The sequence below is a fragment of the Synechococcus sp. RS9907 genome, assembly GCF_014279615.1.
Taxonomy (GTDB): domain Bacteria; phylum Cyanobacteriota; class Cyanobacteriia; order PCC-6307; family Cyanobiaceae; genus Parasynechococcus.
The window spans coordinates 844,961-861,739 of the sequence record NZ_CP047944.1; the positions used below are offsets into that span (position 1 = coordinate 844,961).

18 protein-coding genes and 1 tRNA gene are annotated in these 16,779 nt (G+C 61.8%); 16 read left to right on the top strand and 3 right to left on the bottom strand.

Annotated features, from left to right (window positions below):
* The first annotated feature begins 519 nt into the window (after positions 1-519).
* The 3 genes from SynRS9907_RS04460 (at position 520) to SynRS9907_RS04470 (ending at position 4,404) form a co-directional block, all read left to right on the top strand.
* Positions 520-1,593 carry a sulfotransferase gene (locus SynRS9907_RS04460; protein ID WP_188021951.1) on the top strand — a complete coding sequence of 358 codons (1,074 nt, stop codon included), beginning with the start codon at positions 520-522 and terminating at the stop codon, positions 1,591-1,593.
* Positions 1,590-1,832, top strand: a complete 243-nt coding sequence (locus tag SynRS9907_RS04465) for a hypothetical protein (protein WP_188021952.1) — start codon at positions 1,590-1,592, stop codon at positions 1,830-1,832. The genes SynRS9907_RS04460 and SynRS9907_RS04465 overlap by 4 nt, the downstream gene beginning before the upstream one ends.
* 73 nt (positions 1,833-1,905) lie before the next feature.
* Complete coding sequence (locus SynRS9907_RS04470) at positions 1,906-4,404, top strand: GH116 family glycosyl hydrolase (RefSeq protein WP_188021953.1); 2,499 nt, start codon at positions 1,906-1,908, stop codon at positions 4,402-4,404.
* On the opposite strand, the gene SynRS9907_RS04475 is transcribed toward SynRS9907_RS04470, so the two are convergent.
* On the bottom strand, positions 4,323-5,303 hold the full coding sequence (locus SynRS9907_RS04475) for a helix-turn-helix transcriptional regulator (RefSeq protein WP_188021954.1): 981 nt from the start codon (positions 5,301-5,303) through the stop codon (positions 4,323-4,325). The genes SynRS9907_RS04470 and SynRS9907_RS04475 overlap by 82 nt on opposite strands.
* Positions 5,304-5,374: 71 nt before the next feature.
* Here SynRS9907_RS04475 and SynRS9907_RS04480 point away from each other — a divergent pair, with 71 nt between their 5' ends.
* Positions 5,375-5,863 carry a DUF3122 domain-containing protein gene (locus tag SynRS9907_RS04480; protein ID WP_186515008.1) on the top strand — a complete coding sequence of 163 codons (489 nt, stop codon included), beginning with the start codon at positions 5,375-5,377 and terminating at the stop codon, positions 5,861-5,863.
* Positions 5,863-6,927 carry a bifunctional diaminohydroxyphosphoribosylaminopyrimidine deaminase/5-amino-6-(5-phosphoribosylamino)uracil reductase RibD gene (ribD, locus tag SynRS9907_RS04485; RefSeq protein ID WP_188022358.1) on the top strand — a complete coding sequence of 355 codons (1,065 nt, stop codon included), beginning with the start codon at positions 5,863-5,865 and terminating at the stop codon, positions 6,925-6,927. Before SynRS9907_RS04480 ends, ribD begins: the two co-directional genes overlap by 1 nt.
* Position 6,928: 1 nt before the next feature.
* Here ribD and SynRS9907_RS04490 read toward each other — a convergent pair whose 3' ends face one another.
* Both SynRS9907_RS04490 and SynRS9907_RS04495 read right to left on the bottom strand, forming a co-directional pair.
* The gene (locus SynRS9907_RS04490; protein ID WP_255445986.1) at positions 6,929-7,648 is read right to left on the bottom strand and encodes a potassium channel family protein; all 720 of its coding nucleotides are present in this window, start codon (positions 7,646-7,648) and stop codon (positions 6,929-6,931) included.
* A 57-nt stretch (positions 7,649-7,705) separates the two neighbouring features.
* The gene (locus SynRS9907_RS04495) at positions 7,706-8,362 is read right to left on the bottom strand and encodes an SOS response-associated peptidase (RefSeq protein ID WP_188021955.1); all 657 of its coding nucleotides are present in this window, start codon (positions 8,360-8,362) and stop codon (positions 7,706-7,708) included.
* Positions 8,363-8,446: 84 nt separating this feature from the next.
* Here SynRS9907_RS04495 and ftsH point away from each other — a divergent pair, with 84 nt between their 5' ends.
* The 11 genes from ftsH (at position 8,447) to SynRS9907_RS04550 (ending at position 16,235) form a co-directional block, all read left to right on the top strand.
* Positions 8,447-10,321: an ATP-dependent zinc metalloprotease FtsH gene (ftsH, locus tag SynRS9907_RS04500; RefSeq protein ID WP_188021956.1), complete on the top strand. Its 1,875-nt coding sequence runs from the start codon at positions 8,447-8,449 to the stop codon at positions 10,319-10,321.
* Positions 10,322-10,366: 45 nt separating this feature from the next.
* A complete protein-coding gene (gene argF / locus SynRS9907_RS04505) occupies positions 10,367-11,323 on the top strand; it encodes an ornithine carbamoyltransferase (protein WP_188021957.1) in 957 nt (318 codons plus the stop codon).
* Positions 11,320-11,643, top strand: a complete 324-nt coding sequence (locus SynRS9907_RS04510) for a hypothetical protein (protein ID WP_188021958.1) — start codon at positions 11,320-11,322, stop codon at positions 11,641-11,643. Before argF ends, SynRS9907_RS04510 begins: the two co-directional genes overlap by 4 nt.
* A gap of 11 nt (positions 11,644-11,654) precedes the next feature.
* Positions 11,655-11,879 (top strand): hypothetical protein, encoded by a 225-nt coding sequence (locus SynRS9907_RS04515; RefSeq protein ID WP_188021959.1) that lies wholly within the window; start codon positions 11,655-11,657, stop codon positions 11,877-11,879.
* Positions 11,880-11,945: 66 nt separating this feature from the next.
* Complete coding sequence (lexA, locus tag SynRS9907_RS04520) at positions 11,946-12,569, top strand: transcriptional repressor LexA (protein WP_186494920.1); 624 nt, start codon at positions 11,946-11,948, stop codon at positions 12,567-12,569.
* A 60-nt stretch (positions 12,570-12,629) separates the two neighbouring features.
* Positions 12,630-12,702, top strand: a tRNA-Ala gene (locus SynRS9907_RS04525).
* A 273-nt stretch (positions 12,703-12,975) separates the two neighbouring features.
* A complete protein-coding gene (locus tag SynRS9907_RS04530; protein WP_188021960.1) occupies positions 12,976-13,350 on the top strand; it encodes a hypothetical protein in 375 nt (124 codons plus the stop codon).
* A 9-nt stretch (positions 13,351-13,359) separates the two neighbouring features.
* Positions 13,360-13,581: a hypothetical protein gene (locus SynRS9907_RS04535; RefSeq protein WP_188021961.1), complete on the top strand. Its 222-nt coding sequence runs from the start codon at positions 13,360-13,362 to the stop codon at positions 13,579-13,581.
* Positions 13,581-13,859 carry a hypothetical protein gene (locus SynRS9907_RS04540; RefSeq protein WP_188021962.1) on the top strand — a complete coding sequence of 93 codons (279 nt, stop codon included), beginning with the start codon at positions 13,581-13,583 and terminating at the stop codon, positions 13,857-13,859. Before SynRS9907_RS04535 ends, SynRS9907_RS04540 begins: the two co-directional genes overlap by 1 nt.
* 194 nt (positions 13,860-14,053) lie before the next feature.
* A complete protein-coding gene (locus SynRS9907_RS04545) occupies positions 14,054-14,893 on the top strand; it encodes a hypothetical protein (protein ID WP_188021963.1) in 840 nt (279 codons plus the stop codon).
* Entirely contained in the window at positions 14,856-16,235 is a 1,380-nt protein-coding gene (locus SynRS9907_RS04550; protein ID WP_188021964.1) for a DUF3987 domain-containing protein, read from the top strand. The genes SynRS9907_RS04545 and SynRS9907_RS04550 overlap by 38 nt, the downstream gene beginning before the upstream one ends.
* Positions 16,236-16,779: the final 544 nt, after the last annotated feature.

Below are 16,779 nucleotides of genomic sequence, written 5' to 3' on the forward strand. Positions count from 1 at the left end.
GGGCTTGAAGGCGATTTATTTATTTTTGTTATGGGTTATTTGTTTTTCTACTCCTAGCTCTCTGTTTGTTAGGGGCTTTGTTGAGGTGTGGGTTCGGGGTTTTGTTTGAGATGGGATTGTCGTTGTGAGGGGTGCATTTTTGTCTGATTCTGATGGATTGCTTGGTGTTTGGTCGGGGTTTGGGGTTGGCCTAGGAGTTCGAGAAAGTTTTATCTGTTGGTAAATCTGCGGTAAGGGTTTTTCTTGGTGTTTCTGCTTTGGGGGAGGTTCCTCTTTTGAGGGGTTGGCCTTTTCTGTTGCGTGTTTGGTTGTTCATTGTTTTGATTGTCTTAAAGGTATGCGCTTGGTGGGTCTTGTCTGTCCACATGAAATTGATTTGTGGCGGTTATTTTTGGGTTTATTTGTTTGTTTTTGTGCTGAATGTTTGGCGGGTCTTGGATTTGGCTTCTGCGTATTTATTGGAAATGTTGTTGCGTGAGTTGATCATCCCGTCATTCTGGTGTGAGGGTTTGTGGGGCCATGGCAGGGGGTGATCTGCTGGTGGATCGCTTGGTGGCCGGGGGCTTCCTGCGTCCTGCGGTGCTGCTTCGAGGCTTGCAGCTGCGTCGCCCGGCCCTCTCCTGCTGGAGGGTGGGCCTGTTGATGGGACTCAGTGGCCTGCTGGTGGAGCCCCTGGCTTGGCTGCAGTCGTGGCTGTGGGCTCGCCGCTTGCGGAAGGCTGAACTGCCGGACGATCCGATTGTGGTGATTGGTCACTGGCGCAGTGGCACCACCTATCTGCATCAGTTGCTGGCCTGTGACCCCACGCTGGCCACGGCGCGCAATTCCCTCACCACGGCGCCGCAGGTGGCCTTGCTGCTCAAACCCTGTATTCGCTGGGCACTCCAAGCGTGGATGACGCGGAAGCGGCCGATCGACGCGGTGCCCTGGGGTCCGAATGACCCCCAGGAGGATGAGCTCGGTCTGGCCCGACTCAGCATCGACACCAACATGGCGGGCATGGCCTTCCCCCTGGCCTACTCCTGGTTTTTCCGGCGCAATGTTCTGGGTTCCTCCGCTGCCTTCGAGCGGCAGTGGCTGCACTTCACCAAGCTCACCTGGCTCCATGACGGGCATGGGAAGGCGGGACTTCTTATCAAGAACAGCGCTCATTCCGCCCGGGTGGAGTTGGTGCTGCGCCACTTCCCCCGGGCGCGCTTTGTGCTCCTGCGGCGTGATCGGCAGGATTCGATCCGCTCGCTGGTTCAGGTGAAGCAGCGGTTGGGTTCACTGGTGGGGCTTCAGCCCCTGCCCGATGCCGTCACCCAGGTGGAGGAAACGGTGGCGGCCCATCGCCAGCTGCTTGAGGCCTTTGAAGCGTCTCGGCACCGGATTCCTGCGGGGCAGTTGGTTGAATTGCCTTATGAGGAGTTGATCCGCCACCCCCTCGCTGCGCTGAAACGGATCTATGACGAACTCGGGCTCAGCAGCTGGCCAGTGGCGCAGGCCCCGCTGTCGGCTCGGATTGCCCAGGCCCGCAGCTACACCGCTGATCCGGTGACCCTGCCCTTGGCGGCGGAACAGCGCCTGAACGACCTGATGGAGGAGGCATGACCCAAGCCCACGATCGTCGCCAACGCTTGCACGAGCTTGTGATTGCCTTGATTGCTCAGCAGGACGATCTGCCCCTGCTCGATCCCGATCAGCCCGACCTGGAGGGGACGGCCCCTGGCCGTTGGCTGGATCAGAACCGCCGCAGCTTGCATCGCTATCAAGCCTTGGTCCGCACGGCGGTCACCTTGGATGCCCTGCTGGATGCCGAAGACAATCCCTCACCACTGTCTGCAGGTTGATGTCTGCAGGCTGATCGCAACGGCTGGCTGATCGCGTCAAACCTGGCAATCTGGGGCGACTCTCGGCCCCTGCATGGCTTCGTTCGGTTGGTCCGCTCTGAACTCCCTGCTGGGTCGCGGCAAGCAAGCCAAGAGCTGGCAGCCACCGGAGGCCTCCTGGAGCCGACCCTTTGGCCTGGGCTGGGACAAGCCCTACACGGTTCGCTATGCCAGCAACCTCGACGACGGCCCCAACCACGGCATGCCGCTGGGGGGCTTCGGAGCTGGCTGCTTCGGGCGGGCGCCCGACGGCAACATCAACCTCTGGCACCTCGATGGCGGCGAGCATTGGTTTGGGGTGCTGCCCGATTGCCAGTTCGCTCTGTTTGAAGGGAATGGCCGCGGCAAGCGCGCCCACGCCCTGGCGGTTCAGCCGGATCGGGATGCCTCGCGGCCGGGGGCTGGCCAGCCGCTAAAGGCCTGGGAGTGGTACCCGGCCAGCACGCCGGATCGCAGCACCGGTACCTATTCCGCCCGTTATCCCCTCAGCTGGACCAGCTATGAGGGCGTGTATGACGCCGAGGTGCGTTGTGAGGCCTTCAGCCCGATCCTGCCGGGTGATTACCAGCGCACCAGCTACCCGGTGGCGGTGTTCGTCTGGACGCTGCGCAATCCCACGGATCAGCCTCTGGATTTGTCGTTGCTGCTGAGTTGGCGCAACACCACCGGCTGGTTCACCAACACCGATGCCTCGGCGGAGGTTCACTTCCGCGATGACGGCAGCCCCGAGCACAACTACGCCCCGGCCATCGGCAGCACCACCGGCCAGCGCAACCGTTGCATTGACGATGGCTCCCTCAAGGGAGTGGTGCTGGAGGGCAACGTCTCCAACCCCGTTGCCGAAGGTGAGGGCCAGTGGTGCATCGCCACAGCCGAGCAGCCCGGGGTCACGATCCGGCGCTGCAGTCGCTGGAATCCCAGCGGTGATGGGCGTGAGCTGTGGGACAGCTTCAGTGCTGATGGCTCCATCCCTGAAAGCAACAACGACCGACGCAGTGGATCCGACGATCCCCTCAGTGCTGCGCTGGCGGTGCAGTGTCAGCTGGCCCCCGGGCAGAGCATTGAGATTCCGCTGGTGATCAGCTGGGATCTGCCTGTGACGGCCTTTGCCACCGGCAGCCAGGCGCTGCGCCGCTACACCGACTTCTTCGCTGCGGATGCCAACCAGGCGGTTGCCATTGCCGCTGAAGCGCTGCGTGACTGGCGCAGTTGGCGCCAGCAGATCGAGGCCTGGCAGCAGCCGGTGCTGCAACGCCAGGACCTGCCGGAACCGCTGCGAATGGCTCTGTTCAATGAGCTCTATGACCTCTGCAGTGGCGGCAGTCTCTGGAGTGCGGCATCACCTGAGGATCCCTACGGCCGCTTCGGCGTTCTCGAGTGCCTCGACTACGCCTGGTACGAAAGTCTTGACGTTCGTCTCTACGGATCCCTGGCCCTGCTGCAGCTCTGGCCAGAACTCGACAAGGCCGTGCTGCGCAGCTTTGCCCGGGCGATCCCGGCCGCAGATGCCACCCAGCGCCCGATCGGTTGGTATTTCACCCAGGGCAAGGGCCGGGTGGAGGCTGACCGCAAGGTGAAAGGAGCCACCCCCCACGACCTGGGGGCTCCCAACGAGATCCCCTGGGATGCGACCAACTACACCGCTTATCAGGACTGCAACCTCTGGAAGGACCTCGGCAGTGATTTTGTGCTGCAGGTGTGGCGCACGTTCAAGCTCGCCCCCAGTGGTGAAGACATCCGCTTCCTCGCCGATTGCTGGCCGGCGGCCGTGGAGGCGCTGCGCTACCTCAAGACGTTCGACGTGAACAACGACGGCCTGCCCGACAACGGCGGTGCTCCGGATCAGACCTTCGACGACTGGCCCCTCAAAGGGGTGAGTGCCTACTGCGGTGCCCTCTGGATTGCTGCGCTTGAGGCTGCCCTGGCCATGGCCCAGACGCTTCAGCTCAGTACTGGGCTCGATACCTCCGCTGAGCAAAGGGAATTCAGCGGTTGGCTGGAGCAATCCCGAGGCAATTTCGACAAGCTGCTCTGGAACGGCGAGTACTACGACATTGATGCCGAGAGCGGCACGCCGGTGGTGATGGCCGATCAGCTCTGCGGCGATTTCTACGCACGGCTCCTGGGCCTGCCGCCGGTGGTGAGTGACAACAACAGCCGCAGCACCTTGAAGGCGGTGAAGGAGGCCTGCTTCGAGGCTTTCGATGGTGGATCCCTCGGTGTGGCCAACGGCCTGCGCCGCGATGGCACACCCTTGGATCCCAATGGCACCCACCCGCTCGAAGTGTGGACGGGGATCAACTTCGGGATCGCTAGCTACTACCGCCTGATGGGAGACAAGCAGACGGCGCAAGCGATCTGCTCAGCGGTTGTTGAGCAGGTTTATTCCGGTGGTCTGCAATTCCGCACCCCTGAGGCGATCACGGCGGTGAACACCTTCCGGGCCTGTCACTACCTCAGGGCCATGGCCATCTGGGGGCTCTGGGCCACGGAGACCGATTGGACGCTCATCCCCGGAGCGGATGCCCGTTGAAGCGTGGCGCTGGGGGATTCACCGAACTGGTTGCGGTAATCCCTGGCGAAGTGATTCCGGCTATGGAAGCCGTAATGGCAGGCAATTTCATGCACGGTGCTGCCGCCAATGGTCTCCTGCACCTCCGGGGAGCTGAGGGCGTGATGCACCTGGCTGAGCCGGATCTGTTTCAGCAACGCCATGGGGCCGGTGCCAAAGCTCTGGCGGCAGTGGTGAACGATCGAAGACCGCGAGGCGAAGATCGTGGCGCTGAGATCGTTGAGCGTGATCGCTTGGCCGGTGTTCTTGAACCCCCAAGCCACCAGATCCTTCATCAGTCCTGCCCCCACACCGAGTTCACCACTGACTGATCCCTGCAGCTGATGGGGTGACAACGCCTCCAGCACAGCCACTTCCACCAGATCCTCCTGGCCGCCTCCCATCAGCTGGGCCTGGATCAAGGCGCTGATCTCCTCAAACCTCTGGGGGTGGAGGCTGGCGGAGTTGGCCCTGTGGATCACCTCCAGCGTCTGGTGATCACCGGTGGCGGTGGCGAGCTGTTCAAATCGCGTCTGGGAGACGAGGGCAACCTGGATGTGGGCCCCTGCCGGAAGCTGAACAAAAGCGTCGCTCAGGCCGGCATGAAAACCATGCAGTGAGCAGGGCTGTATCTCCTTCCCGCGAACCACCGGCAGCTGCTCGGTGGTGTTCAAGCTGAGGGGCATCACCCCAGGGCGTCGGTTGCCCTGAAGCAGCAGGTCTTGATTGGTCTGGATGGAAAAAACCGGCAGCTGCAGTGAACCACCCAGCCGGAAGGTCCCTTCGAGCCGGCCCCGGCTCAATTGGGCGACATCCATCTCGAAGCCCACCGCCTGCAGGCTCTTGCTGAGGCCCGGAGCAGAGTGGAATGCAACCTCCATGGGTTGATTGTTGGCGTGAATCGCCTTCTGTGCAGGTTTGTTGTGAGAATTCACTCACTCACCTCCTGCCCATGCGCCGTTTGCTCTGCTGTTTGTTGGCTGCTCTGGGGCTGCTGCTGCTCACGCCAGGTCTGGCCTGGGCCCAGGTTCATCAGCACGAAAACGAGGCCGGTGTTGCCATGGTCCGTTCGCTGGAGAGCCTCAGGGACCTCGATTACGACAGCTGGCAGGCGGTGGCCTACCGCGAAGGCCCTCCGGGCCAGCCAGTGGTGCTGCGCGTGGTGGGTTATCCCGGAAAACTGCGGCTCGATCATCCGGTGAGCCTTCAGGTGTTGGCGGGTCGGCGCGAATGGCAGCTGGACGACATCACCCTGGCCAATCCTGTGCTGGCCACCGATGGCCGCGACGCAGCGGCTGAATTTGCCCTCGATCCTCTGCTGGACGATCTCAGCAACAACCGACCGCTGCGTTTGGCGTTGCCGGGTGTCTTCACCGAGTTGCCGATCCCTCCCTACGTCGTCGGTGAATGGCGGTCCTTGCAGGAGCTGCCCCTCAGCTGATGTGGGAGCTCTGGATGCGGCGGGCCCTGGCCCTGGCCGCCCTTGCTGAAGGCCACACCAGCCCCAACCCCCTCGTGGGGGCCGTGGTTCTTGATCGCGAAGGGCGCCTTGTGGGCGAAGGCTTTCATGCCCGGGCAGGAGACGCCCATGCCGAGGTGGGTGCCTTGCGGCAAGCCGGGGATGCGGCACGGGGCGGAACCCTCGTGGTCACCCTTGAACCCTGCTGCCACCACGGCCGCACGCCCCCCTGCAGTGAGGCGGTGCTGCGTGCGGGAATTCGCCGCGTTGTGATCGCCCTGGAGGATCCCGATCCCCGGGTGGATGGGGGCGGCATCCGTCAGCTGAGGCAGGCGGGGCTGGAGGTGATCAGTGGTGTGCTGCGCGAGGAGGCCCGCCAGCAGAACCGAGCCTTTCTGCACCGCGTTCGCACCGGCCGCCCGTTTGGAATCTTGAAGTGGGCCATGAGCCTGGATGGCCGCACTGCTTTGCCCAATGGGGCCAGCCAATGGATCAGCGGTCCACCCGCCCGCGACTGGGTGCATCGGCTGCGCAGCGGCATGGATGCCGTGGTGGTTGGGGGCGGCACGGTGCGCGGCGATGATCCGCTGCTCACCAGCAGGGGCCGGCGTTCACCGGAACCGCTGCGGGTGGTGCTGAGCCGCAGTTTGGATCTGCCGGATCAGGCCCAGCTCTGGAACACCGCGGTGGCGCCGACCCTCGTGGCCCACGGGCCCGAGGCTGACCCCCAGCGCTTGCCATCCGGTCCTGAGGGCCTTGGGCTTTCGGCCTGTGAACCGGAGCAGCTGATGGAGGCCCTGGCGCAACGGGGGTGCAACCAGGTGCTTTGGGAGTGCGGGCCTGAGCTGGCGGCCGCGGCGATCCGGCAGGGCTGCGTGCAGGAGATCGCGGCAGTGGTGGCTCCGAAGCTGATGGGGGGCATGGCGGCCCGAACTCCTTTAGGGGATCTGAACTTCAGCGCCATGGATCAGGTGCTGCAGGGGCAGTGGCATCTGAGCGAGCCCATGGGCAACGACTGGTTGTTGCGTTGGCGCTGCGGCAGCTAGCTCAGCGCTCCCGGCTTTGCCGATCGAGGCTGCTGGCGAAGCGGCCGATCAGCACCCCCATCACGGCAGCGAGGTAGAGCGGTCCGGCGACGCTGGTGGCCACACTCACCATCCGTGACAGGGGGAGCATTGGACTGATGTCTCCGAAGCCAACGGTGGTGAGGCAAACGAAGGCGTAGTAGTTCAGTGCTGAAAAGATGCGGGCGTTGGCCAGAACGCTCGTATCGCCAACGTTGGCCATCTCCAGGGGGTGAAAGCTGCCTGGCTGAATGGTTTCCAGAGCACTCATCACCAGGCCGGCGGCGAGTCCGATGTGCAGGTACCCCGCTGTGGCACCCATCAGCAGCGCCTCGGTGACCCGTCTGGTGTTGGCGAAGCGTGTCACCAGGCGGATCACGCTCCAGCCCACCAGCACGCTCCAGCTCAGGGCCAGTGGCATGCCGCTGTAGATCAGCTCCAGGGGCGTGAGCAGCCAGAGCCACATGGTCACCACGGCCATCAGCCCCAGGCCGCGGTACAGCGCATCACTCCAATTCGGTGCGTTGCTGCTGCCCACCATCACCTGGGTGAGCAGCAAGGCAACAAGGGTGTAGCCGATGTAGGTCACCCAGTCCAAGCGCGGAAAGGCGAAGCCCACGGTGGCGATCAGGGTGAAGAGCAGCAGCAGCTTCAGCTGCGTGTCATCACGCCGCAGAAGCCGCTGAACCAGTCCCTCAAGCACCTCGGCTAATGCTGCTGTTCCCAGGGTCGGCAGTGAGCTGCGGCTGTCAAGCCTTGCTCAATCGAGCAAGGAGAGCTGCTGGTGCTTGTTGGCGGGGGCCGCTGGCTTGAGTGCTCTGCAGTCCCATGGCTCCGCTGGCACTGGCGTGAGCATCGGCTCGAGGGCGCGTCGGTGGGCTCCATCACCCGGTTCCAGCCAGATGCTCTCCAATCCCTCGGGAATGATCACCGGCATCCGATCGTGCAATGGGGCCACCAGGCTGTTGGGCTGCGTCGTGATCACGCAGCAGGTCTCCACTTCACTGCCATCGGGGCCGATCCAGCGGTCCCAGACACCGGCCAGCCAGAACATCTGCCGGTCTTTGCGCTGGATCAGATGCCCCTTTTCAAAAAAGCCGGTGCTGGGCAGAAGGCAGCGGTGATGACGCCATGGCCCGCGAAAGGAGGCTTTCTCCGCGATGGTTTCGGCGCGGGCGTTGATCGGTCGCGGCGCCTGCAGCGGGTCCTTGACCCAGCCCGGCAGGAGGCCCCAGAGCATGTGGGAGAGATGGTCTTCACCGTGCTCACGCCGCACAGCCAGCACCGGTTCGTGGGGGCGGATCAGCTCGCGGGGGGCGTAATGCTCCAGCCAGGCGCTGTCCTCCGGCCGCAACCAGCAGCGCAGCAGCTGCTGCAATTCCGCGCGAGGCGTGTCGAGGCAGTAGCGACCACACATGGGCAGAAGCTAGGCGCCGTTCGGTTCTCACACCCGTTGATTGCCAGAGATCCCTCGTAGCGTGTCGGAACTCTCAGGCCATCCATGCCGATCCGCCAGGACGACAACCAGCCGAACCGTCGCTTCGGGATCATCAACCTGGTGCTGATTGGCTTCGGGGTGTTGCTGCTGGCCAGCAGCTTCCTCCCCAGCAATGGCATGCAGCAGGTGCCGCGGGTGCCCTACTCCCTGTTCATTGATCAGGTGAATGACGGTGAGGTGAAGCGGGCCTTCATCACGCAGGATCAGATTCGCTACGAGCTGAGTGATCCCGAGGAGGGCACGCCTCCGGTGCTGGCCACCACGCCGATCTTCGACATGGATCTGCCCCAACGCCTCGAGACCAAGGGCGTTGAGTTCGCGGCAGCTCCCCCGAAGAAGCCGAACATCTTCACCACCATCCTCAGCTGGGTGGTGCCGCCCCTGATCTTCATCCTGGTGCTGCAGTTCTTTGCTCGCCGCTCGATGGGCGGTGGTGCTCAGGGGGCGTTGAGCTTCACCAAGAGCAAGGCCAAGGTGTACGTGCCCGATGAGGAGTCGCGGATCACCTTCGCCGATGTGGCGGGCGTCGATGAGGCGAAGCAGGAACTCACGGAGATCGTCGACTTCCTAAAGCGCCCTGAGCGCTACGCCGAGATCGGTGCGCGCATCCCCAAAGGTGTGCTGCTGGTCGGCCCTCCCGGCACCGGTAAAACCCTTCTTTCCAAGGCCGTGGCCGGCGAAGCCGAGGTGCCCTTCTTCATCATTTCCGGCTCGGAGTTCGTGGAACTCTTCGTTGGTGCCGGTGCCGCTCGCGTGCGCGACCTGTTTGAAGAAGCCAAGAAAAAAGCGCCCTGCATCATCTTCATCGACGAACTCGATGCCATCGGCAAGAGCCGTTCGGGCTCCATGGGCGTTGTCGGCGGCAACGACGAACGGGAGCAGACCCTCAACCAGCTGCTCACCGAGATGGATGGCTTTACTGCCCAGGACAAGCCGGTGATCGTTCTGGCGGCCACCAACCAGCCCGAGGTGCTCGATGCAGCCCTGCTGCGTCCCGGCCGTTTCGACCGGCAAGTGCTGGTGGACCGTCCGGACCTCTCCGGCCGCAAGACCATCCTCGAGATCTACGCCAAAAAGGTGAAGCTCGCTGCAGGTGTTGACCTCGACAGCGTCGCCCAGGCCACCAGTGGTTTTGCCGGCGCTGATCTCGCCAACCTGGTGAATGAAGCTGCCCTGCTCGCAGCGCGTGCCCAGCGCACCAGCGTTGAGCAGCAGGACCTCGGTGAAGCGATCGAGCGGGTTGTGGCTGGTCTGGAGAAGAAGAGCCGCGTCCTTCAGGACGATGAAAAGAAGGTGGTGGCGTATCACGAGGTGGGCCACGCGATCGTGGGCCATCTCATGCCTGGCGGCAGCAAGGTGGCCAAGATCTCGATCGTGCCCCGTGGCATGAGCGCCCTGGGCTACACCCTGCAGCTGCCCACCGAAGAGCGATTCCTCAATTCCAAGGAGGAACTTCAGGGCCAGATCGCCACGCTTCTGGGGGGTCGCTCGGCTGAGGAGATCGTCTTCGGCAAGATCACCACGGGTGCTGCCAACGATCTGCAGCGGGCCACCGATCTGGCTGAGCAGATGGTGGGCACCTATGGCATGAGCGACACCCTGGGGCCCTTGGCCTACGACAAGCAGGGCGGTGGCCGTTTCCTTGGTGGAGGCAACAACCCACGCCGCTCGGTGAGTGATGCCACGGCTCAGGCCATTGATAAGGAGGTTCGCGGGCTGGTGGACCAGGCCCACGACGACGCCCTCGCAATCCTGCGGGAGAACATGGCGCTGCTCGAGACGATCGCCCAGAAGATCCTCGAAAAAGAGGTGATCGAGGGGGATGACCTCAAGCAGATGCTCGAGGCGAGTGTGCTGCCGTCCGGTGTGACCGCTTGACGGCAGCGGGCCTCATCCCCGATAACAGTCCTTTGAACCGTCGCAATGGCTACCGCTTCTGCGGGTGTTGCTGCTGTCCTGTCTCCGCTGTGCGGACGTGACTTCCTTTCTTCTGCGGATTGTTCCGCCGGGGAAACAGCAGCGTTGCTGGATCTGGCTGCACAACTGAAGAGCGGCGATCGTCGGATCGATCTGGGCAACCGTGTGCTGGGTCTGATCTTCAGCAAGGCCTCCACCCGAACCCGTGTGAGTTTTCAGGTGGCCATGGCCCGCCTCGGCGGCCAGACGGTGGATCTCAATCCTTCCGTCACCCAGCTCGGCCGCGGCGAGCCGCTGGAAGACACGGCTCGGGTTCTAAGCCGTTACTGCGATGTGCTGGCGATTCGCACCTTCGCTCAGCAGGAACTGGTGGACTACGCCCACTGGGCCTCGGTGCCGGTGATCAATGCCCTCACCGATCTGGAGCATCCCTGTCAGGCCCTCGCCGACTTCCTCACCATGCAGGAAGCCCATGGCGCCCTTTCTGGTCAGACCCTGGCCTATGTGGGCGACGGCAACAACGTGGCCCATTCCCTGATGCTCTGCGGCGCGCTGCTGGGGGTGAATGTGCGGATCGGTTGCCCCGAGGGCTTCGAGCCCTTGCCGGGTGTGCTTGAGCAGGCCCAATCCCTGGCACAGCACGGTGCGTCGATTGAGGTGATGACTGACCCCCGCGAGGCGGTGGCGGGAGCCCAGGCCGTTTACACCGACGTTTGGGCCTCCATGGGCCAGGAAGCCGAACAGGCGCAGCGGGAGCAGGCCTTTGCGGGATTCTGCGTGGACCAAGCCCTGATGGAGCAGGCGGCAGCCGATGCGATCGTTCTGCACTGCTTGCCGGCCCACCGCGGTGAGGAGATCAGCGCCGAGGTGATGGAGGGCAAGGCAAGCCGCATCTTTGATCAGGCCGAAAACCGCCTGCATGCGCAGCAGGCTCTGTTGGCGGTGTTGATGGGTGGTCTATGACGGTGATCCACCGCTGGTTGGTGCCGTTGATCGTCACCGCCCATGCGGTGGCAGCGTCAGCGGATCAGGCCACCGATAAACAACAGCAGAGCACCATCGCCCGATGGACGGCCGAGAAGATCTGTGAAATGGGTGTGGATGCTTTTTACGCCTTGTCGGATCCTGAGCTCAAAACCATGTTTGAGCGCGACACCTCGATGCGTTACGAGGATGTTCCCAACGCACCAACCGATCAGGAAAAGTCTCGTATTACCGGGCAGTTGATGGGATATCTGATGGCGGCCTGTCCGCAACAGCTTGAGTCGTATAAAAACCGCTGAAGAGCATCGCGATGCGTAAGGAACGCTGCTGGGTTTGGTTCAAAGGTGGCCTCTCGGAGGACGGGCACTGGATGTCGGGCTGGGTGGCCAGCACAACCGAGCAGCCGGGTCTGCTGATTGAGCATCCCGGCTATGTCTCCTGCCGGGTTCCCGAATGGCGTGTGGTGTTTAAGGAGCCCAAAGACCTGAACCTGGCGCCGAGCATTCCCGAGGCTGCAGTGTGGAAGCTGGTTTGAACTGAGCCTGCGCTTGCGGCACACGGCAAGGGACGGTACAAATGTATTGCCCGAACCTTTCTTGCGGTGACCCGTGCCCCCCAGGAGCCCCTCACCACTGCTCAGCAAGAGCTTTACGACTGGCTGGCGGACTACATCGGCACCCATCGCCACAGCCCTTCGATTCGCCAGATGATGCAGGCGATGGGACTGCGCTCTCCCGCGCCCATCCAGAGCCGGTTGCGCCATCTTCAGCAGAAGGGATGGATCACCTGGCAGGAAGGCCAGGCGCGCACGCTTCAGCTGTTGGGCGACATGGTGGGTGCCGCCGGGATTCCCGTGCTGGGCGCCGTTGCCGCCGGTGGCCTTGTGACGGCTTTCGATGATGTGCAGGAGCATCTGGACCTGGCGCCGGTGCTCGAGACCCGCGGGCTGTTTGCTCTGACGGTGAATGGTGACTCGATGGTCGACTCCCACATCGCCGATGGGGATGTGGTGTTGATGGAGCCGGTGCAGGATCCGCAGAGGTTGCGCAACGGCACGGTGGTGAGTGCTCTGGTGGCCGGCAGCGGCACCACGCTCAAGCATTTCCATCGCCAGGGGGCGACGGTGGTGCTTGAAGCTGCCAACCCTGCCTATCAACCGATTGAGCTTCCCGCCGAACAGGTGGAGGTGCAGGGTCGCTTGGTTGCCGTGTGGCGGCAGGTCTGAGGCTCCGGCGGTGTAAGCTGTGACACGACGGCGGCGGCTTTGAAGCCACCACGTCGACATGGGGCCATAGCTCAGCTGGTAGAGCACCTGCATGGCATGCAGGGGGTCAGGAGTTCGAGTCTCCTTGGCTCCATTGAGATCTCAGACACCGTCTCACGACGGTGAGTCTGATTTCTAAGTCTGATTTCCGCATTGAGTCCGATTGGCTCATGCGGAAGCCACACACCATCGGTGGTGTTCTGCACTGCTTGCTGGGGGTTGCTGCGGCAAATATGCTGTTGATGTGAACTTGGGTGGGACTGGGTCTCAAATGGGCCTTGCATGATCCCTGGGTTTCGCGCACAACTGCGGGAACTCCATGCCTAAATCTCGAGCTTCAAAAGAAAGACGGCGTCGGCACAAAGACATGCCGGCGCAAATCAAGGACAACGGTGTTCGCGTTGATCTTGGTGATGTTGATGAAATCGCCCATCACTATCGCCGTCACTTTCACCAGTTCCTCGACTACCTGACCATTGATCCCTCTGCTCCAAACCCCTTGGATCAGGTGGGCGATGGTGAGCCTGCGCTGAGGGATGCCATGCGCCGGGCTGGCATTGCTGGCCTGACCCGCCTTGAGCTTTTGAAAGAGCGTGATGAATACATCGCGCGCTTAGACGCTGGTGAAAAGCCGTACAGCAGCAAGCTCTACAAATCAGGCTGGCTTAACGACGACGGGGACATGATCGACAGCCAAACCGGCGAGGTCATTCCCTTCGTTCCAGTCGGCTCCGCTAACTGAGGTCGGGGCATGAAAACTGAACTTTGGCTGCCCACAAAGGCAGCAGCGGATGCTCTTGGCATCTCAACGGACACGCTCAAACGCAAGCGTGAGATTTGCGGCGGTTTTCTCGAAGCCGGTCACCACTGGTGCGCTGGTTCTACCCGCAACAGCCCACTGACATTTTGTGTTGAGCGATGCCGCGAGGCATTTCATCAACGCGGCATGCAGGCGCGCGGAGGGCAGAGCTGATGCCTGAAATCGCATGGGACATCCATCGAATTGAGGCTCAAGCCAAAAAGTGGCAGGAGATGGCTTCTGTTCTTCCAAATGACAGCGACCGCGTCGCCTGGTTGGTCGAACAGATCTCGTACCTCAGTGCCTCGCACATGCAGTTGCAAGAGGTCTTCAGGCTGACGACCGAGGGCCTTGTTCGCGTCATGAACAAGGCCGATGGCGTCGAGAAGGTGCAGCTCATCCAGATGGAGGCGATCGCAAAACGCCTCGAGGCACTGGAGCAGCGGCCATGAAAAAAGCCACCGTTTCCCCGGTGGCTCAGTCGATAAAAGGCACAAAGCAATTATCGACACCGCAGGGCTTAGCGCCCGCTAATTCCTGCAAGCCACCGCTTAAAAGCAGCTGTTCTGGCTTAAAGCTCGACGCTGCTCAAGCCCATCTGCACCTTGACCTCCTTGGTCTGGATGAGACCTGCACCAACATCCGCTTGATCCCTCACAAGGGGAGACATGGAGGCGCGATCAACGGCATCTTTGCCAATGATCTCGATCGTGCTCAGGACCTCAATCGTGAGGGCTATGGCGTCTACCTCCAGGTCAACATCGCCAGCGGCACCAAGGCCGATGACGTGACGGCCTGCACGGCTCTGTTCTGCGAATGGGACGACCGGCCCGTCGAAGAACAGCTGGTGCTCTGGCAATCGCTGGGGCTGCCAGAGCCCACGTTCATGGTGATGACCGGCGGCAAGTCAGTTCATCTCTATTGGGTGCTGACCGTGCCGATCGAACCTGAGCGATGGGTGCCTCTCATGGACCGGCTGGTCGCTCATGCCGGCAGCGATCGGTCCTGCAAGGGACTGAACCGGATGATGCGGCTCGCTGGCGGTCACTACATCGACCGCGATGGTGAGGCCAAGGCCGTGACCCAGATCGTCAACGTGACGGGTTACCGCTACGAGGCAGCGCAGTTCGAGGAGTCGTTACCGCTGTTGTCGTCACCCACAACATGCGGGAGGGCTCCCCGGAAGGCCGGCTCGACCCCTGCAAATCTCCGCCAGATCACCGAGGCGCTGGATTGCATCCCCCGGCGTGTTGAAGGGTCTGGCACCTACGCCGACTACCGCAACATCCTCTGGGGGCTGATCGATGCCTGCGCTGAAGCCGGTTGCGGCGAGGACGTGGCCATCGATCTGATGGAGGACCACAGCCCGTCAAAACAATGCGGCTGGGACATTCGACAGGTCGCCCGCTCCGGCGGCGATCAGATCGGTGCTGGGTCGTTTTGGTGGCATGCACAGCAACACGGTTGGAGGGGTCGCCATGCGTGATCAATTCACCTTCGACAGCTTGCTGCCAGCAGATCTGGCCGATGCATTGGAGCTGATTCAGCAACCATTGCCCACCGACCCGTTGTCGGCCGCCGGCACCCTCCTCACGGGTTACAGCGGCCTGTTCAAGATCGGAACGCGGGTGGCTCAAGACCACCAGTATTCGGTTCCTTGTAATGCCTTCTGGGCCAACGTCGGTTACTCGGGCCAGGGCAAATCACCGATTTACCAAAAGCTGATCAGTGACCCTGCGGCGGCGATTCGGCTGATGCACAAGCACCAGCATGAAGATGCCGTTGAGCGGTGGCTTAAAGACACCGATGGGATGAAAAAGGACGACAAGCCTCCGAAGCCTCGTCCTCGTTTTCCTCACGTCGGTGGCAACTACAGCCCTGAGGCATTGGACATCCAGCTGGACCTTCACGAAAAGGACGGGCTCGGAGCTTTGATCAGCAAGGACGAAATGTCCGGGCTGTTGCAGTCGCTCGAGTCCGACACCAAGCGTGGCCGTGGCACAGGTGAAGCTCAGCTCCTCGAGCTATTCGACGGCAGCGGCAACCTGTCGCTGCGGGTCGAAGGGCAACGGCAGTACGAACGCTGTCATGTCTCCCTCTACGGAAACATCCAGCCCAAGGTGCTGCGGCGGGCGATCGCTGGTGATGACCCCACCGGCAAGTTCGCTCGGGTGCTGTTCAACCTGCTTCCGCTTAAGACGTTGGAGCTGCGTTACGACGACCCCACCGACCAAGAGCGCGCGGCTTATGCCCGTGCTCAGAAAGTGTTGGAGAAGTACGCCGTAGAGCTGCATCAGCAGCAGCCAGCGACCGTTGAGCTGTCAGCGGAGGCCAGGTGTCTGCTGCTCGATTGGTTCACGCCACAGCAGGCCAAGGCCATAGATCCCAACATCAGTGATGTTGTGCGATCACTGCTGGGCAAGACCTCTGCTCATGCTCTGCGGTGGGCCGGGATTCTGCACAACGTGCATAACCTCAACGCTGCAACGCGGGAGCTGCGGGTGACAGCGCAGACGATGCAGATCGCGATCGACATCGTCGACACGATCACTACGGAGATGCGTCTGTTTCACCAGGCAGACGATGACGCCAGCACCCTGCTGATGCGTCGGGTGCATCAGCTGAGCTGGGGTGACGGGTCATCACCAAGGACTGTGGGTTGGCAGTACGCCAGGCGGGAGGCGGCCACGACCAAATCCCTGCGTGATCTGGGTGCAACCGGTTTCCATGTCGCCATTGCAGATCTTGCTGAACTTGGCTTCGGGACCATCAGCGAAAACGGCACCACCACCTACAAGGCTGAGCGTGCAATGCCCGGGCAGACATAACAGACATCGGCAGACATCAACCCTGTCTGCCGACATCACAGTTCTCGACTGTGGTTACAGCAAATCAGGCACAAAGACACGGTTTTAGACCCCTGGAGTCCTAGGAATCCTGGAGTACTAAAAACCGTGTTTTTCTGTCTGAATCTTTCATTTCCGTTGCGCTGCAGGGTGTCTAAGCGGACATGGCATGTGTCTGACCATGTCTGTTGTGTCTGCGCTCTTTTGTTAATCACCACTTAACCGGCGGCCCAAGACAGAACAGAGGGTTTTAAGGATGATTTGTCTTTGATTAGTGCCGTTCTATCGCTGTATTTGAAGGTTTTAGGGTTGGCTAGATCAAGTTAAGCGGATTTCAAATGTTGGCTATTGTTTTGAAAGATAAGTGTTTAGGCTATGAGCAATCGCATGCCGACAATGTTGGCCATGACGGTGAACAACAGTTCTGCAGATGACGACTCCCCAAGGCAACCTGACCCAAGGGAAGATGACCGGGCTTCTGCTCAGTCAAGGCGTTATTTGCGAACCCTCTTTGAAAGTGAGGTTT

Excerpts from the sequence above, each read along its gene's own strand:
- SynRS9907_RS04460 (WP_188021951.1), top strand. The coding sequence starts at position 520 with ATGGCAGGGGGTGATCTGCTGGTGGATCGCTTGGTGGCCGGGGGCTTC.
- SynRS9907_RS04465 (WP_188021952.1), top strand. The coding sequence starts at position 1,590 with ATGACCCAAGCCCACGATCGTCGCCAACGCTTGCACGAGCTTGTGATT.
- SynRS9907_RS04470 (WP_188021953.1), top strand. The coding sequence starts at position 1,906 with ATGGCTTCGTTCGGTTGGTCCGCTCTGAACTCCCTGCTGGGTCGCGGC.
- SynRS9907_RS04475 (WP_188021954.1), bottom strand. The coding sequence starts at position 5,303 with ATGGAGGTTGCATTCCACTCTGCTCCGGGCCTCAGCAAGAGCCTGCAG.
- SynRS9907_RS04480 (WP_186515008.1), top strand. The coding sequence starts at position 5,375 with ATGCGCCGTTTGCTCTGCTGTTTGTTGGCTGCTCTGGGGCTGCTGCTG.
- ribD (WP_188022358.1), top strand. The coding sequence starts at position 5,863 with ATGTGGGAGCTCTGGATGCGGCGGGCCCTGGCCCTGGCCGCCCTTGCT.
- SynRS9907_RS04495 (WP_188021955.1), bottom strand. The coding sequence starts at position 8,362 with ATGTGTGGTCGCTACTGCCTCGACACGCCTCGCGCGGAATTGCAGCAG.
- ftsH (WP_188021956.1), top strand. The coding sequence starts at position 8,447 with ATGCCGATCCGCCAGGACGACAACCAGCCGAACCGTCGCTTCGGGATC.
- argF (WP_188021957.1), top strand. The coding sequence starts at position 10,367 with ATGGCTACCGCTTCTGCGGGTGTTGCTGCTGTCCTGTCTCCGCTGTGC.
- SynRS9907_RS04510 (WP_188021958.1), top strand. The coding sequence starts at position 11,320 with ATGACGGTGATCCACCGCTGGTTGGTGCCGTTGATCGTCACCGCCCAT.
- SynRS9907_RS04515 (WP_188021959.1), top strand. The coding sequence starts at position 11,655 with ATGCGTAAGGAACGCTGCTGGGTTTGGTTCAAAGGTGGCCTCTCGGAG.
- SynRS9907_RS04530 (WP_188021960.1), top strand. The coding sequence starts at position 12,976 with ATGCCGGCGCAAATCAAGGACAACGGTGTTCGCGTTGATCTTGGTGAT.
- SynRS9907_RS04535 (WP_188021961.1), top strand. The coding sequence starts at position 13,360 with ATGAAAACTGAACTTTGGCTGCCCACAAAGGCAGCAGCGGATGCTCTT.
- SynRS9907_RS04540 (WP_188021962.1), top strand. The coding sequence starts at position 13,581 with ATGCCTGAAATCGCATGGGACATCCATCGAATTGAGGCTCAAGCCAAA.
- SynRS9907_RS04550 (WP_188021964.1), top strand. The coding sequence starts at position 14,856 with ATGCACAGCAACACGGTTGGAGGGGTCGCCATGCGTGATCAATTCACC.